This is a genomic window from Nocardioides sp. WJ219 (assembly GCF_058559815.1).
Window position 1 is genome coordinate 21,828 of record NZ_JBZUJV010000002.1, and the last position, 17,346, is coordinate 39,173.

The 17,346-nt window shown below is 71.6% G+C and carries 10 protein-coding genes; 4 read left to right on the forward strand and 6 right to left on the reverse strand.

Annotated elements, in window-relative coordinates:
- Positions 1-21: 21 nt before the first annotated feature.
- A complete protein-coding gene (locus AC4MBH_RS04135) occupies positions 22-1,683 on the reverse strand; it encodes an alpha/beta hydrolase (RefSeq protein WP_491793081.1) in 1,662 nt (553 codons plus the stop codon).
- Between the two features lie 3 nt (positions 1,684-1,686).
- Positions 1,687-2,181 (reverse strand): DUF1269 domain-containing protein, encoded by a 495-nt coding sequence (locus tag AC4MBH_RS04140; protein ID WP_491793082.1) that lies wholly within the window; start codon positions 2,179-2,181, stop codon positions 1,687-1,689.
- A 299-nt stretch (positions 2,182-2,480) separates the two neighbouring features.
- Here AC4MBH_RS04140 and glsA point away from each other — a divergent pair, with 299 nt between their 5' ends.
- Together glsA and AC4MBH_RS04150 are read left to right on the forward strand one after the other, a co-directional pair.
- The gene (gene glsA / locus AC4MBH_RS04145) at positions 2,481-3,470 is read left to right on the forward strand and encodes a glutaminase A (protein ID WP_491793084.1); all 990 of its coding nucleotides are present in this window, start codon (positions 2,481-2,483) and stop codon (positions 3,468-3,470) included.
- Positions 3,470-5,269: an SLC13 family permease gene (locus tag AC4MBH_RS04150; protein ID WP_491793085.1), complete on the forward strand. Its 1,800-nt coding sequence runs from the start codon at positions 3,470-3,472 to the stop codon at positions 5,267-5,269. Before glsA ends, AC4MBH_RS04150 begins: the two co-directional genes overlap by 1 nt.
- 31 nt (positions 5,270-5,300) lie before the next feature.
- On the opposite strand, the gene AC4MBH_RS04155 is transcribed toward AC4MBH_RS04150, so the two are convergent.
- The 4 genes from AC4MBH_RS04155 to AC4MBH_RS04170 form a co-directional block, all read right to left on the reverse strand.
- Positions 5,301-6,926, reverse strand: coding sequence for an AbgT family transporter (locus AC4MBH_RS04155; RefSeq protein WP_491793086.1), 1,626 nt, complete (start codon positions 6,924-6,926; stop codon positions 5,301-5,303).
- Positions 6,923-8,452 (reverse strand): leucyl aminopeptidase family protein, encoded by a 1,530-nt coding sequence (locus AC4MBH_RS04160; RefSeq protein ID WP_491793087.1) that lies wholly within the window; start codon positions 8,450-8,452, stop codon positions 6,923-6,925. The genes AC4MBH_RS04155 and AC4MBH_RS04160 overlap by 4 nt, the downstream gene beginning before the upstream one ends.
- 171 nt (positions 8,453-8,623) lie before the next feature.
- On the reverse strand, positions 8,624-9,112 hold the full coding sequence (locus tag AC4MBH_RS04165) for a hypothetical protein (RefSeq protein ID WP_491793088.1): 489 nt from the start codon (positions 9,110-9,112) through the stop codon (positions 8,624-8,626).
- 11 nt (positions 9,113-9,123) lie between these two features.
- Positions 9,124-9,504 carry a hypothetical protein gene (locus AC4MBH_RS04170; RefSeq protein ID WP_491793089.1) on the reverse strand — a complete coding sequence of 127 codons (381 nt, stop codon included), beginning with the start codon at positions 9,502-9,504 and terminating at the stop codon, positions 9,124-9,126.
- Positions 9,505-9,811: 307 nt separating this feature from the next.
- On the opposite strand from AC4MBH_RS04170, the gene AC4MBH_RS04175 reads away from it, so the two are divergent.
- Positions 9,812-10,903: an META domain-containing protein gene (locus tag AC4MBH_RS04175; protein ID WP_491793090.1), complete on the forward strand. Its 1,092-nt coding sequence runs from the start codon at positions 9,812-9,814 to the stop codon at positions 10,901-10,903.
- Between the two features lie 411 nt (positions 10,904-11,314).
- Positions 11,315-16,789 carry a M1 family aminopeptidase gene (locus AC4MBH_RS04180; protein WP_491793091.1) on the forward strand — a complete coding sequence of 1,825 codons (5,475 nt, stop codon included), beginning with the start codon at positions 11,315-11,317 and terminating at the stop codon, positions 16,787-16,789.
- Positions 16,790-17,346 lie beyond the last annotated feature (557 nt).

A 17,346-nucleotide genomic window follows, 5' to 3' on the forward strand; every position in this document is an offset into this window, starting at 1 on the left:
TCGGAGCGAGGAGGGGCGTCATCACGTCGCCCCGTCCCGGATCAGGGACTTCAAGCGGGACAGGTCGTCCTCGTCCCAGCCGTCGGGTTGGAGCACGGCCGCCCACCCGTCCACGTGCTCGCCCGTGAAGTTGTGCCCGTGCCCGGGTGGCATGGAGAAGGACAGGGCGAGGTCGGCCGAGACCTGCCAGAACGTGACGGCCGGGATCCACCGCATGTCCTCCGCCACGTCTCGACCTCGGGGCTCGGAGAGCCAGTCGGGTCGGTTCCAGAACAGGTCGGGACTCCACCAGGTCACCGGGTCCGAGGCGTGCTGGAGGTAGAGGATGCGGGCGCCGTCCCACGGCGTCGCCGGCACGACCCCGACGGAGGGATGGCCCGAGAAGCGGATGGTACGGCCGGCTCGGAAGACGGGCTCGACCTCCGGGGTGCCGGGGTCGCGATCGTCCACGATCGTCCGGTAGAGCGGGTTGAAGTTGGGCGGTCCGGTGAACAGCGCCCCGTCGAGCCGGTTGCGCATGTCGGCCTCGCCGCTGAACGCGGTCTCGGCTCCGAAGGAGCCCAGGCTCTCGCCGAAGGCGTACAGCCGCGGCCTGTCGGTCGGCGGGAGGACCGACCAGCGCGCGTAGACCGCGTCGAACAGCTCCCGCCCCGCCTCCCGGGCCCTGCTCTGGTCGACGAGGAACGACAGCCACGACGGCAGGTAGGAGTACTGCATCGACACGATGGCGGAGTCGCCGTCCGTCAGGTACTCGAAGCTGCTGGTCGAGCTCGGCTCCACCCACCCCGTGCCGGTCGTGGTCACCACGAGCAGGTTGGCCCGCTCGAAACCTCCCGCACGCTCCAGGTCGTCCACGGCGAGCGCCGCCCGCCGTTCGGCGTCCTCGGCTGCGTCGATGCCGGCGTACGCGCGGATGGGCGGGAGGGCCTGCTCCCCGGTGAAGGCGGAGATGTCCTCCGCGCTCGGCCCACCGCCCGTGAACTTGCGGCCCTCCTGACCGAGGTCCTGCCACGCCACCAGGGACTCGTCACCGCCCGACCGCAACGAGGACTCCGGACGCTCCAGGCCTGCCGGCGTGCCGCCGTCGCGGACCGAGTAGACCCCGTCGGCGAAACCCAGGGCGGCGTCGCGCACGACGCCACTGAGGAGCAGCAGGGTCAGGGAGACGACGAGCACGACGCCCAGGGCACGGGCAGGACGATCGCCCATCGCACGACGGAGGACCGCGATCACCCTCCTGGTCAGGAGCCGGAACAGCCGGGCGAGCCCGACGAGCAGCACGAAGGCGACCACCGCGAGGACCGGGATCGCGATCAGTCTCCAGAGGGGGACCTCGTCCAGACCCACGAGCTCACGCAGGCGCCGCTGCCACCGCTCGCCCCAGACGAGTGCGGGCACCAGGGTGACGACGGCCGCGACCTGCAGCAACCGCCAGGACCGCATGCGCGTGGCCCGGCGAGGGCGGTCCGCCAGCTCGCGGACCACCCAGGCGCCGGCCACGCCGAACCCGTAGCCGATGGCTGCGTTCACCCCGACGAGCAGGCCCTGGTACTCCGGTGGCCGCGGCAGCAGCGAGGGCGTGAAGGTGAGCAGTCCGAGGACGAGCGCGACCCAGAGACCGGGTAGTGCGTAGCGCGGCCGCAGCCTCGCGGCCACCCCGCGACGGGTCGGCTCGTCCGGCACGGATCACGCCGCGTCGTCGGCGAAGAGGTCGCGCAGGACCTTCTCCTGCTCGTCGCTCAGGTTGGTGAAGACCAGCTCCGGGTTCAGGCCGACGAAGTGCTCCCGCACCCGGTCGAGCACCGTGTCCGAGCTCATCACGAACAGCGCCGACGTCCCGGGCGTCACCTCCGCGCGGACCTTCCGGATGAAGTCGTCGTCGATGCCCACGTCGGCGAGCTGGCCCGAGAGTGCCCCCGCCATGGCGCCGACAGCGGCCCCCAGCAGCGGGACCAGGAAGATCAGGCCGAACAGCATCCCCCAGAAGGCACCGCCCAGGGCGGCCGCCCCGGCGATGTTGTTCAGCTGGGTGGTCTTCGGGCGCTTCTTGTCCGGCCGCCACGAGACCGTCGCGGCGTCGTGCACGTTCATGAGGTGCTGCTTCTCGAGCTCTCGCAGCACGTCGACGGCCTGGTCCGCTCCTTCTGGTGTCGCGAACTTCCACACGGTGAGGGTGCCCACGGTCGCGCTCCTTCCGGCCCGAGCCGCCGACCGCTGGTGCGTCCGTCTCCCGGCCGGGTCCGATGCCGCCAGCATCCGGCCCACCCGTGCGGCGCCAGATCACCCACTACGGGTGAGCTGACCCGGTGCACGGATCGGTGGAGTGACGGGGTGAACTGCAACGGACCGGGCCCGGCCGCCGACCCCTGCGCCGGCGCCCGTGCGGCACCGCGGCGGACCGGCCTCATCGCCCCGGAGGTCGCTCGCGATGAGACCCCCCAGCCCGGGGGTGCCCGTCGTCAGGCGCGGCACGCCGCGCGATGACCGGTTCGGGTGACTTCGTCTCGACCGGGGTGCTGCCGACCGGCGACCGGGTGCAGCGGCTGGTCGACGACACGTGGACCCGTTACCGCCCCGAGAGCCGGGGCGCGGTGTCCGCGGTGTACCCCGTGCTCGTCGAGCAGTCGACCGACCTGTTCGGCATCTCGGTGGTGTCGACGTCCGCGGACCGCTGGGAGGCGGGTGACGCCGAGCACGAGTTCCCCGTCATGAGCGTCATCAAGCCGTTCCTCTTCGCGCTGGTGTGCTCGGTCCGTGGAGGGGACGAGTGCCTGCGTCGTGTCGGGGTCGACGCCACCGGCGCAGCGTTCGACTCGGTCGCGACGTTCGAGAGGCACGGCACGGCGACGACCAACCCCATGGTCAACGTCGGCGCCCTGCTCACCACCAGCATGGTCCCGGGCCGCACGACCGAGGAGCGGTGGCACTTCGTCCTCGACGGTCTGTCCGGGTTCGCGGGACGCCCGCTCCGCGAGATGCCAGAAGTGCTCCGCTCGGCGCGCGCGAACAACTACCGCAACCAGGCGATCGCCCGCCTGCTCGACGGGCTGGGCCTCCTCGACGACAGCCCGGACGCGGCGGTCGACCTGTACACGCGGATGTGCTGCCTCGGGGTCACCGCCCGGGACCTGGCGATGATGGGGGCGACGTTGGCGGACGCCGGGGTGCAACCCGTCACCGGCACCCGCGTCGTGTCGCAGCTCGCGGCCCGGCAGACCCTCGCCGTGATGGCCACGGCCGGGCTGTACGAGACGTCCGGCACCTGGTTGTTCACCGTCGGGCTCCCGGCCAAGAGCGGCATCGGCGGCGGCATCGTGACCGCAGCGCCCGGCAAGGGGGGACTCGGCACGTTCTCCCCGCCGCTCGACGCGGCCGGCAACAGCGTGCGAGGACAGCTCGCCGCGGCGATGCTGTCCCGCGGGCTCGGCCTCGACCTCTTCGTCTCGAGCGCGATCACCGAGGACGCCTGATGAGCGACGCAGCCGTCGCTCTCCTCGTGCTTCTCCTCACCGTCGGGCTGTTCATGTGGAACCGGCTGCCCGTCGGGGTCGTCGCCCTCGGCACGGCCCTGGCGCTCTGGATCACGGGGCTGCTGACCTTTCCCGAGGCGATGAGCGGCTTCGGGGATCCTGTCGTGATCTTCATCGCGGCGCTCTTCGTGGTCAGCGAGGGCATCGACTCCGCCGGCGTGACCGCCTGGGCAGGCAACGCCCTCGCCGGTCGCGCCGGCAACGGCGGCTGGCGCCTCGGCGCCGCGACGATGCTCATGTGCGCCCTGCTGACGGCCCTGATGAGCCTGAACGGGGCGGTGGCTGCCCTGCTGCCGATGCTGGTCGTGCTCGCCGTCCGCACCGGGCAACCCCCGTCGCGGTTGCTCATGCCGACGGTCTACGCCGGCAGCGCCGGCTCCCTCCTGCTGCTCACCGGCAGCCCGGTGAACGTCGTGGTGTCCGACGCTGCGGCCGACGCCGGTGCCGGGGCGTTCGGCTTCTTCGAGTTCGCCTGGGTCGGGGTCCCGATCCTCCTGGGCACGATGGTGCTCGCCACCGTCCTGGGGCCGCGCGTGCTCCCGGCACGCCGGTCGGCGACGACGCCGCGTGACCTCAGCCGCCACGCCGAGACCCTGGCCGGGCACTACGCACTGCACGACGGGTTCTACCGCCTGCGGGTCCGGCCGGGCTCCGCGTGGATCGGCCGGCCGGTCGCCGACCTCGACCTCTCCGCCTACCCGGGCACGGTCCTGATCGCCGTCCAGCGGGGCCGGTCGGGCGCGGTCGACCACGGCGCGTCGCTCGAGGTCGACGACCACCTGGTGCTCAGCGGTCCGGCTGAGCACATGAGCGCGCTGGCGGTGGAGAACGTGCTTGCCGTGAGCATGCGGGCGGGCGCCCGCGACGGCCTCATCGACCCGGAGATGGGGGTCGTCGAGGTCGTGGTGCCGCCCCGGTCACCCCTCGTCGGCGAGTCCGTCTTCCCCGGCATGGTGCGTGCCCAGGACCTGGTGATCCTGGCGGTGCAGCGTCGCGGCGAGGACCGGGGCGCGCGGGTCACGGCGCTCGAACCGGGCGACGCCATGGTCCTGTACGGCGGCTGGTCGGTCATCGGCGGCCTCAGCGTCAGTCGGGACGTCCTCGTCGTCGACAGCCCGGACCTCCTCCGGCGTCAGGCCGGCCCCCTGGGCCGTCAGGCCAGGCGCGCTCTGCTCATCCTGACTGCGATGGTGGCGTTGCTCGCCCTCGGCCTGGTGCCGCCCGCGGCGGCGGGACTGCTCGCGGCCGGCGCGATGGTGCTGGGCGGCGTCGTGAGCAGCCCCCAGGCCTACCGTGCCGTCTCGTGGGAGACCGTCGTCCTGGTCGGGGCACTGATCCCGCTCTCGGGTGCGATCAGCTCCAGCGGGGCAGCCGACGTCGTCGCCGAGGTCGTCGTCTCCGCGTTGCGGGGCAGCCCCGGGATCGTCGTGCTGCTCACGCTGTTCGTCCTGACGGCGGTGCTGGGACTCGTCCTCAGCAACACCGCCACCGTGCTCATCATGATCCCGATCGCCCTGGCCATCGCGGCCGACACCGGGTTGGCGCTGGCACCGGTCCTGATGACCGTCGCCGTGGCCGGCTCCGCCGCGCTGCTGACGCCGGTGCAGACACCGGGCAACATGATGATCATGGCGCCGGCCGGCTACCGGTTCGGGGACTACTGGCGTCTCGGCCTGCCCCTGACCCTGTGGTGGCTGCTCGTCACCCTGGTCGTCGTGCCAGTGGTGTGGCCCCTGTAAACCCCGGTGGGCCCCGGCGGCTCGGCAAGGCTCAGAGGTTGGCGGGGTAGCCGGGACCCATCGGGATCCCGAGCAGGAACCAAGCGACGAAGAACAGGGTCCAGGTCACGAGGAGGACCGCCGAGAACGGGATCATCAACGCGATGATCGTCCCGAGGCCGGCGTCCTTCTTGTAGCGCTGGGCCACCACCACGATGAACGGCAGGTAGACCATCAGTGGGGTGATCACGTTCATCGGCGAGTCACCGAGGCGGTAGGCCGCCAGGAGCGTCTGGGGCGCGACGTCGAGTCGCACGAACAGCGGGATGAAGATGGGGGCGAAGATCGCCCACTTGGGCAACAGGCCCGGGATGATGATGTCCAGCAGCGCGATCACCAGGATGAAGCCGATCAGGAGCCACACAGCACCGATGTCCGCCTGCTCCAGGAGGTCCGCCATCGCCACCGAGATGATCGTGGGCATGTTGGAGTAGTTGAAGTAGGCGATGAACTGGGCGATCAGGAACAACATGAAGAGCAGACCGGCGAGTGAGGCCCAGGTCTTGGTGATCGCGCCGATGATCGCCGTGCTCGACGTGATCGTCCTCGCCCCCCGCCCGTAGCCGATGCCGGCCGCCAGGAAGATCAGCGTGATGGTCACGATCAGACTGTCCAGCAGGGGTGCGTCCTCGATGAGCGACCCGGTGTCCTCGTTGCGGAGCGGTGCTCCCGGCGGCAGCGCGAGCAGGAGGGTGATGGCCACGGCACCGAGCACCGCGAAGCCGGCCCAGCGCAGGCCGCGCGACTCCGCCGCGGTGTCGACGACCTCCTCCTCGTCGGCCTTCGCCGCGCCGGGGGACCCTTCGGACGGGTCGTACGCGCCGAGACGCCGTTCGACCAACCGGGACGACACGAGCACGATCACGACGGTCACGAACACGGTGGACGCCAGGTTGAACCAGAGGTTGGCGGTGATGCCGATCGACAGGTCGCTGTCGACCAGCGCGACGGCCTCGTTGGTGACCTCCGTCAGGATCCCGTCGCTGGGTGTGATGAGCACGTTCACCGCGAACCCGGCGCTCACCCCGGCGTACGCCGCGGCGAGGCCCGCCAGCGGGTGTCGGCCGACGCTGAGGAACGCAGCCGCCGCGAGCGGGATCAGGATCAGGTAGCCGGCGTCCGAGGCGACGCTGGAGAGCATGCCGACGAAGACGATGATCCAGGTGATCGCCCACGCGGGCGCCACCTTGACCAGCTTGCGGATCAGCGCCGCCATCAAGCCCGACTCCTCGGCGACGCCGACCCCGAGCATGGCGACGAGGATCACCGAGACGACCCCGAAACCCGCGAAGTTGCTGACGAAGGAGGTGAACAGGAAACGCACGCCGGCCACCGACAACAGGCTCTCGACACTCGTGGTCTCGGTGCGCAGGGAGACCGAGTCCTCGTCCGGCAGGTCGCCGCCATCGGGTTGGGTGCCCCCCTCGACCTCGTCCACGATCCCCTCCGGGCCGTCGGCCACCTCGTAGGTGGCGGAGACGTCGAAGGCGGCCAGAACCGCGGAGAGCACGATGACCAGGATGCAGAGACCCAGGAAGATGATCGCCGGGTGGGGCACCTTGTTGCCGAGGCTCTCCACCCGGTCGAGCCAGGTGCGCCGCACGCGTGCATCGCTCATCGCCGGGCGGGTCCCGGCGTGGTGAAGTGGCACGCGATCTCGATGAGCAGTGGGGTCCCGAAGCCGGTCGCGCCGGCGTTGCGCCAGGTGCGGACGGCGTCCGCCTGGGCGGTGCCCGCGATGTCGAGGTGCAGCCAGGGCAGGTCACCGACGAACTCGGCGAGGAACAGGGCTGCCGTGATCGATCCCGCGTTGGGTCCCCCCATGTTGGAGAAGTCGGCGACGGCCGAGTCGAGCTGCGGCCGGTAGCGCCGGGCGAGGGGCAGCTCCCACAGCGGCTCGTCCGTCGCCGCGGCTGCACGAGCGGCCTGTGCGACCAGGTCCTCGCTGTTGCCCATCATCCCGGCGATCTCGGTGCCGAGCGTCCGGAGGCACTGCCCGGTGAGCGTGGCGATGTCGACGACGGCGTCGACACCTTCCTCGACGGCGAGCACGAGTGCATCAGCCATCACGAGCCGTCCCTCGGCATCGGTGTTCAACACCTCCACGCGGGTCCCCCCGCGCATGGTCAGGACGTCGCCCAACCGCGTGGCGGACCCGGACGGCATGTTGTCGGTGCACATGAGCCAGCCGGTCACGGTGACGGGGCAGTCGAACGCGCGGAGCGCCGTCATGGCGGCGAGGATGCAGCCCGCACCCGTCATGTCGTTCTTCATCTGGGAGTGGCTGACGTCGGCCGGCTTGAGCGCGATGCCGCCGGAGTCGTACATGATCCCCTTGCCCACCAGGCCCAGGTGGCCCGAGGCCGCGCCCTCGGGACGGTAGGTCAGCTTGACCATCATCGGCGGCTCGGTGCTGCCGGCGTTGACCCCCAGCAGCCCACCGCAGCCCAGCGCGCGGAGCTGCGCCTCGTCGAACAGCTCGACCTCGAGACCGGCCGTCGTACCCAGCTCCTCGGCGACCTGGCCGATCCGCTCGGCGGTCAGGTGACCGCCCGGAGCGTTGGCGAGGTCGCGCCCGAGGGAGGTCGCGGCGGCGACCACGCGCCCCAGCTCGGCACCCTGCCGTGCCTCGTCGAGCCGGTCCTCCCCCACGAGCACCGTCACCCGGGACAGCTCGGCCGTGTCGTCGGAACGGCGGATGTGGAAGTGGTACCTCCCCAGCACCAACCCCTCGACGACGGCGCGAGCCGCCGCCACCGTCGCCACCGTCGCGCTGGCCGGGAGGTGGAAGGCGAACGTGACTGCCTCCGGCAGCGCCTGCGCGCCCCGAGCAGCGGCATCTCGCAGCTCGGTGGTGGAGGCGGCGGCGACGTCCCCCACACCGAGGACGATGCCGACGGAGCCGCTCTCCAGCGGCAGCACCGCCACCTGTCCGGACTCGCCCCGGAAGCCCAGGGACGCCAGCGTGGGGCGCTCGACCCCGAGCACCGCAGGCACCGGGCCCGTCGTCCCGACGCAGACGCAGACGGCGTCCGCGACTGCCTCGAGCTCGATGGCGACCTGGACCGCCAGGCCGGCGAGCCGCCCGATCGAGGGGGTGACGTCGACGGCGGGGTCCGCGATGGGCTCGCTGGGGATGCTCACGGCGTCACGCTAGGAACGGCAGAGTGCCCCGCAGTCACCCGCAACGGGTGAGCTGGGCGAGGTGCACCCAGCACGCTGGCAGTCAGCACCTGGTCAGGGGCGTGATCGGGGCACACGGGGAGAGCGCTGACAGGCCGCCGCGTCCCGCCTCGAGGACACCGGGACGAGCCCTCACCGTGCATCGCGGGCGGCTTGTCGTCGACTGCCCTGGGCGCGCGACGAGGCGTCGCGCTTGACGCCGCCAGTGGTCTTGGTCGCGCGACGTCGGGTGCTGGGCGCGCCGGTGCCCAGGTCCTGGGCGTCCGGCGACGTGTCCGGCCCGCTCGACCTACCGGCACGCCCGACCTCGATGCGCTCGGCACGCAGCTGCTCCGACGCGCGCTGGGCCACGGCACCCAGCCGCCGGCTGACGCGTGCCAGGGCGAGCTCGAAGAGCTCGGCCTTGTCCCGGTCACGCTGGTTCTTGGCGTGGACGGATCCACGACCCCCGCCCTGCTGGACCCGTGTCGCGGCATTGCGGCGGTACAGCGTCGTGTACTTGGTGCGCGCACGGCGGATCCGGTTGTGCAGGTCGATCAGCGCGTCCTCGTCCAGCGTCCTCAGCGCGTCCGGATCCGTCTCTCGGACGAGCAACAGCTCCGCCTCGCCGAGTGAGTTCACGAGCGACCTGTTCATGGCCGGCCGACCCCGCCCGCGCCCCCGGCAGCGGTCGTGCCGGGCAACGGGGCGTGCCACGCCTGTCCGCCCGGGTGTCCGACCACCGGTCTCTCCTGCGCGACACGGTCGAGGAAGCCACCGATCCAGTCCAGCAACAAGCTGGCCAGCCACGCGAGGAGGGCGTAGACGAGCATCGCGAAGAGGACAGAGGTGTCGAGCACCGCACCGACCTCCCGGTTGCCGCTGAGTCCGAGATCGATCGGGGTGAAGATGCCGCGGAAGGGCTCCATCGCGCGGTCCATCGACCGGTAGATCCAGGTGACGAACGAGGCATCCGGGTTGGCCCCGAAGAGCAGCAGCACGAAGCCGAGCGCCAGTACCGCCTCGGTGACCACGACGTAGGCGTAGACCATCCACACCACCGCGCGAGCCCCGATTAGCACCATGCGACGTCGGCGACGGACGCGGGGCGGGCTCGCCTGCGGTGGCACGGTGGAGGTGGACACGGGGCCTGCGGACACCTGACCGACCCTGGCGTCAGGACGGAGTGGCCGGGTCACCCGAGACGGGTGACCTTCAGGTACCGCGAGTACGGCGTCCATCCCCAGGAGCCGGTTGAGCTGGGGCCGATGACACGGGGACCAACCGCGCGGACCCTGCAGCGGACCCACCAGGCACGGGTAGCTGGGAGCGAGTCACTCGATGGACACCGTCTCGCGTGCTCGAGACCGAGGCACCGATGATCCCGACGTCTCGATCCGTGTGCAGGTCCGCCGCGCCCGACCGGTCGGTACCTGCCGCGCCAGGAGCACGAACGGTCGCCCGCCCCGTGCCGCTGCCGGCTCTCGTTCGACCGTCTCGCCCCGCGTCTGCCGCGGCACGACGAGCAGGCCCCTCGTCCGTGACCACACCGGCAGCAGCCGCTCACCCAGTTTCGGTGAGCCGCAGCCTCCTTCGCCACCGATAGCGTCCTCACCGGAGAAGCACTTCACGACCTACGGACGATGGGGGCCACCCTTGAACATCCGTACCGCCAGAGGTTGGGCGACCCGGCCAGTCGTGCCCGGTGCCGCGACAGCGGCACTGTTGGGGATGCTCGCTGGGTGCTCCAGCGACGGCGCCGACGACGGCACCGCCGCGACGCAGGGCCGGCCCGCTGGGGTCCAGCTGGAGGGACACTCCTTCACGGCCGACGAGGTGTCCGGTCGGGAGCTCGTCGCTGGAACGACGGTGCGCCTGGCCTTCGATGACGACACGATGTCAGCGTCCGCCGGCTGCAACACCCACGTCGGCGACTACATCAAGAAGGACGACGTCCTGCGCTGGGCGCGTGAGCCCTCGGGCACCCTCATGTCGTGCGAGGAGTCGCTGACGCGGCAGGATTCATGGCTCAGCGAGCTACTCACCGAGGGCGTGACCCTCGAGGAGGGTGACGCGGACCTGACGCTCGTCACCGGGGAGATCCGCATAGAGCTCACCCGGACCGACCCCGAAGACCCCCTGGAGGTCCCTGTCGAGCAGTCTCGACCGGACTTCGCGGCTCGGGTCAACGGGCCGACCACGGCGAAACCCGACGACGTCGTGAAGTTCACCCTCACCAACACCGGTCGCCGCCGAGACACCTACGGCATCACGGTCGTGCCGGCCGAGAATGGCGATGTCGCCCCGCGCCACGTTGCTCTCGGCTCCGGGCGCAGCGCAAAGCTCCGAGTCAGGATCAGCGAGACGCCCCTGATCATCAAGGTGGAGGGTCTCGGCGCCGACGGCTTCGTCGACGCCTTCACGGTCCGGTGAGCCGGGACGGGTGGTTGGCGTCCAGCCGACGCCGGGAGCGGATCCCCGAGCAGCCAGATCCGCACGCGCACACGCCCTGCTCGCGGTCGTGTCGCCGCAGGGCGGCATCGACCCGCTGACCGCGGACGCGTCCAGTCCCGCTGAGGCCGGCCTCTTGCGTGAGTGGCTCACCCGGCTCGGAGGAACCGGTCGTCCCTGATTGCTCGGGTGCGCCGCGGCTGACGAGCTCGGACGACTGGCCCGTTCTGGCCAGGAGAGCTGACCCGAACGGGCCATCTCTGCCCGCATGGCGAGATTGTCCGACAAGTCCCCACGCCCGTGCCTCCGCAGACCTAGCGTCGCAGCATCCCCTGCCCGACCGCGCCTGTGACTCGACGCGCCGAAGGACCGATCCCTGCAGAGAGCTGGCGCATGTCCCACGCACGTCGAACGACCGCACGTCTCGCCTCCCTGGCGCTCGCCGCCGGACTCACGGTGACCCTGCAGGCCACCGCCGCGCCCGCGCAGGCGCGCGTCGACCCGGTTGCCGGCGGTCAGACCGCCAGCCCGGCCGACAGCCTCTTCCCCCACCAGGGCAACAGCGGGTACGACGCCACGCACTACGACATCGACTTCAGGGTCGACGTCACCACGGCGACCGTCAGCGGCGCTGTGGGCACGACCAACCTGCCCGACGCGACGGCGACCATCGACGCGACGACGACCGGCGCCCCGCTGTCGTCGTACTCCTTCGACTTCCAGGGCTCGACGAGCAACCTGGCCGGCGCGACGCTCAACGTCGACTCGGTGACCGTCAACGGCGCCCCGGCGACGTTCACCCGGATCGAGAACACCACGACCACCAACGCCACGACCGACGTGCACAAGCTGATCGTGACCCCCGCGACGCCGGTCGACGGCGCGTTCACCACAGTCGTGAGGTACTCCGGCCGGCCGGTGGCGCACACCGACACCGACGGCTCGTCGGAGGGGTGGAACAACACCAACGACGGCGCGACGTTCCTCAACCAGCCGGTCGGCGCGATGACGCTGTTCCCCAACAACAACACCCCGCGCGACAAGGCGACCTACACCTTCACCATCGACGCGCCGACGATGCTCCGCACGTCGAACTACGCAAACGCCGGCGGCAAGCCCTACCCGGCCGGTGTCGCGAGCAACGGTGAGCTCATCTCGAGGACCCCCAGCGAGGGCGGCACCCGGACCACCTGGGTGTGGGACCAGGCCGAGCAGATGGCCAGCATGCTGTCGATGATCTCGATCGGTCGCTACGACATGTACACCTCGGACATCACCCTCGCGAGCGGCCGCACCGTCCCGGAGTGGACGTTCATCGACCCCGCGATCTCGGTGGCCAACCAGACCACCACCCAGACCTCCCGCGCCCGGCTCAAGCAGGTCATCGACTTCTTCGAGACCAAGTACGGGCCCTACCCGGGCAACAGCGTGGGGTTCGTGACCGACGTCGTCCCGAGTGCGATCAACTACGCCCTGGAGACCCAGGACCGCTCGTTCTTCCCGAACGCAGCCAGCCTGGGCACGACCTACCACGAGGTCATGCACCAGTGGTTCGGCAACGCCGTCGCTCCGTACGACTGGAACGACATCTCGCTCAGCGAGGGCTCGGCGCGGTACTCGGAGTCGCAGATCACCTACGAGGCGCTGGGCTCGTCGCCGACGACGACCGAGACGGCCATCTACAACCTGTGGAACGGCACCCCTGCCAACAACGGCGCCTTCACGGTGGCGCCGGCCGCGATGACGCAGGCCTCCCAGCTGTTCGGCGCCCAGAGCTACAACAAGGGCGCGATGACCCTCGAGGCGCTGCGCACCTCGATCGGTGCCGCCGACTACGAGACCCTGATGCGTCAGTGGCAACGGCTGTACGGCGGCGGCGTCCCCACCACGCGGCGCACGGCGCAGTTCGAGGCACTGGCCGAGAGCATCTCGGGCCGTGACCTGACCGCGTTCTTCCACACCTGGTGGTACACCACCGGCAAGCCGGCCTGGCCGGCGAGGTACAACGTGAACCTCGCCGGGCCCACCGGCCAGGTCAACCCGGACACCATCTACGAGTACACGCTCACCGTGCGCAACACCGGCAAGGTCGCGATGGCGGCCGGCAACGCCGTCGTCACCGTCGACCTGGCCGACGTCATGGACAACGGCGTCATCGGCAACCTGCCGACCGGCGCGACCATGGACGGCACCACCATGACCTGGAACGTCCCGGCGACGGCGCTCGGCGCCACCACCACCGGCACCCTGCCGGTCTACATCTCCTCGGCCACCGCCCCCGGCAGCACGCTGTCGGTGACGGAGAGCATCGTCACGCTGGGTGGCACCTGCCTGACCTGCAGCTCCTCGGTGAGGGTCGGCACCGCCCCCATCTCGCCGGCCCCCGTGCCGACGATCACCGGCGGCACCCCCACTGTCGGAGTCCCGCTGACCGCGGACACCAGCGGCTGGGCGGCCGGCACGTCGTTCGACCACCAGTGGCTCATCGACGGCACCCCCGTGCCCGGCGCCACCGCGCCGACGTACACGCCCACCGGTGACGTCGTCGGGCTGGCCGTGACCGTGCGGGTCACCGGCACCCTCGCCGGCTTCAACGAGACCGCCCAGACCAGCGCCGCCACCGCCGTCGGCGTGCGCGCGACGCCGCCGGTCACCACGCCGACGATCTCCGGCACCCCCAAGATCGGCGTCCCGCTGACGGTCGACCCGGGCACCTGGCCGGCCGGCACGGTCTTCACCTACCAGTGGCGCGCCAACGGCGTCGCCATCACCGGCGCGACCGGCCCGACGTACTCGCCGGCCGTGGCCACGCAGGTGGGTCAGACCCTCACCGTCGACGTCACCGGCACGAAGTTCGGCTACACCACCACCATTCGGACCAGCGCGGCCACGGCCGCCGTGGCAGCGGGTGAGGCGCTCGTCTCGGCGCCCACCCCGGTCGTCTCCGGCACCCCGAAGGTCGGCGTCGCGTACGCGGCCGACTACGGCTCGTGGGACGACGGCGTCACCACGACGTTCCAGTGGCGCGCCAACGGCACCAACATCACCGGCGCCACCGCCGGCTCCTTCGTGCCGACGTCTACCCAGCTCGGCCAGACGCTGGACGTCGTCGTCACCGGCACGAAGCCGGGCATCCCCTCGGTGGCGCGCACGAGCGGCTCGAGCGCGGCAGTCGACCTCGGCACGCAGACCCTGCAGCCGACCCCCACGATCACCGGCACACCGCGCGCCGGCACCGCCAGCACCGGCGTCCCGGGCACCTGGGACACCGGCACCGCACGCACCTACCAGTGGTACGTCGACGGTGTCGAGATCCCGGGAGCCACCGCGCTGACCTACACGCCGACGCCCGACCAGGTCGGCCAGGCGCTGACGTTCGCGGTCACCAGCACCCGCCCCGGCTACGCGACCGTGGTCAGGACGAGTGATGCCAAGACGATCTCCCCGCTCGTGCAGACCCTGACCCCGACGCCGACGATCAGCGGCTCGCCGGCCTACCCGAGCACCCTCACCGGTGAGCCCGGCACGTGGGACGAGGGCACGACGCTGACCTACCAGTGGCTGGCCGACGGCACCGCGATCGACGGGAAGACCGGCCCGACCTACGCCACGACCCTGGCCGACATCGGCAGCGCGATCACGTTCCGGGTCACCAGCACCAAGGCGGCACACGAGACGGCGACCCGCACCAGCGACCCGGTCGTCGTCACGGTCGGCACCCAGACGCTGACGCCCACGCCGACGATCTCCGGCACCGCCAAGGTGGGCGCCGGGCTCACCGGCGACCCGGGCACGTGGGACGACGGCACCTCGCTGACCTACCAGTGGTCGGCCGACGGCACGCCGGTCGACGGCGCCACCGGGCTCGGCTACACGCCGGGCGCCGGCCAGCTCGGGGCGGTCATCACCTTCTCGGTGACGTCGACGAAGCCGGGCTACACGTCGGTCACCACGACCAGCGAGCCGACGTCCACGATCGCCCGCGGCGACCTGACGCAGACCCCGACCCCCACGGTCACCGGAACCCCGCAGGTGGGCGCCGAGCTCACCGGCGTGCCCGGCACCTGGGACGACGGCACGACGCTGACCTACCGGTGGCTCGCCGACGGCACCCCCGTCGAGGGAGCTGTCGGCCCGACCTTCACCCCGGGCCCGGGGCTGGTCGGCGCGGTCCTGCGCTTCGAGGTCACCGGAGCCAAGCCGGGCTACGCGACGGTCGTCCGAGGCAGCACTCCCTCGGACGCCGTCCTGCCGGGCAGGCTCACCCCGACCCCGACGCCGACCATCATCGGCACCCCGCAGGTCGACGTGCAGCTGACCGCCGCGGCCGGCACCTGGGACGACGGCGTCGACCTGACCTACCAGTGGCTCGCCGACGGCACCCCGATCGACGGCGCCACCCAGGCGACGTACACGCCCGGCCCCGGCAAGGTGGGCGCGCTGCTCACCGTCGCTGTCACCGGCACGAAGACCGGCTACACCCCGGCCACGAGGACCAGCGACCCGAGCGAGCCGGTCGCTCTCGGCCACCTCACGCTCACCCCCGCCCCGACGGTCACCGGCACCCCGCAGGTGGGCGTCGCCCTCACCGGCGATCCCGGCACCTGGGACGACGGCGTGGCGCTGAGCCTCCGGTGGCTCGCCGACGGCGTGGCCGTCGAGGGTGCCGACGGGACGTCGTTCACACCCACCCCGAGCGAGCGCGGCAAGACGATCGTCCTCGAGGTCACCGGCATCAAGACCGGCTTCAAGCCGGTGACGACCGCCAGCGGCCCGACCGCAGCCGTCGACCTCGGTACCCAGACGCTGAGCCCGACGCCGACGATCACCGGCACCGCACAGGTCGGCGAGACCCTGACCGTCGAGCCCGGCACCTACGACGCTGGGACGACCCAGACGTTCCAGTGGTTCGTCGACGGTGCGGCCGCGGCGTCCGGGCCGACGTACGTCGTGCCGGCCTCGGCCCTCGGCCAGAGCATCACGGTGCTGGTCACCAGCACCAAGCCGGGCTACAGCACCGTGCTCGGCGCGAGCTCTCCGACCGGCGCCGTCGTCGCGGGCGACCTGGAGCTCACCCCGACGCCGCTCGTCACGGGTCAGCCGACGGTCGGAGCTCCCCTGACCGCGGTCCCCGGCACCTGGGACCCCGGCGTCACCCTCAGCTACGAGTGGTCGGCCGACAGCGCCACCGTCCCGGGCGCCACGGGCTCGACGTACACGCCGGACGGGAACCGGGTGGGAGCGGCCATCACGGTCGCCGTCACCGGCACGAGGACGGGCTACACGGCGGTCACGCGCACCAGCGCCCCGACCGGCCCGGTCGCCCCGGGTGCCCTGTCCAGCACGCCGAGGCCGACGATCAACGGCACCGTGCGCGTCGGCAGGAGGGTCACCGTCGCCCCTGGCGCCTGGGACAGCGGCACGTCGCTGTCGTCCAGGTGGCTGCGCAACGGCTCGCCGATCGCCGGAGCGACGTCCACGTCCTACACCCTCGTGCCGGCCGACGAGGGCAAGACGCTCAGCGTCAGGGTCACCGGCTCCAAGACCGGCTACACGACGGTGACCCAGGACAGCGCCGCCGAGAAGGTCGCCTCGGGTGTGCAGACCAGGACCCCGTCGCCGACCATCACCGGCGTCAAGAGGGTCGGCCGAGTGCTCACCGCGGCGCCCGGCCCGAGAGACGCCGGCTCGACGTTGATCTACAGGTGGTACGTCGGCCGCGCCCTCGACACCTCGACGACGGCCAGGCTGAAGCTGGTCAGGGCCGACCAGGGCAAGCGCGTCCACGTCAAGGTGATCGCCCGCAAGCGCGGCTACGCCGACGCCATCGGCACCAGCAACAAGGTGGGCCCGATCAAGCCGAGGTAGCCGTCCCGACGGGACGGATGAACGCTGGCTCACCCTCGTGCGAGCGCCCCCACAGATGGCTCGCGCGGACAACGATCCATCGTGGGCGCATACCGGACGCCGTGAGTGGAGACGTAAGGAAGCGCTTTACCAAGGAGGGTGGCCCTCCCTCCCCGCAGCCGCGTGCCGCGAGGAGGGAGGGTGTTGGCTCGGCCTCCCGGGCCCCCCACCTCGCCCCGGGCCAGCGGTCGAGCAGATCCGACCGACGTCGGCGCGCGAGCCGCCCCACCTACCAGGGGGGACGGCGGGTGGGGCGGCAGCGCGGGGGGTGACGAAGGACGCCGACGTTACCTCCGAGTAGGCGCGACGTCGAGCCGCCCAGAGGGGTGGCCATCCGACGCCAGGAACCGCCCCAACCGGGCCTCTGGGAGGAGAGCTCGGATGGGGCGGTTCGTGTGGGGGGCCGTGGGGGGCACTGCTCGGGTGCGTACCCCCGGTCGGCCGACGTATGCGGCGCGCATCCAGACCAGCGGACTGTCGACCGCCTACTCTGGCGCCGACGCCTCGCCGTATGCCCA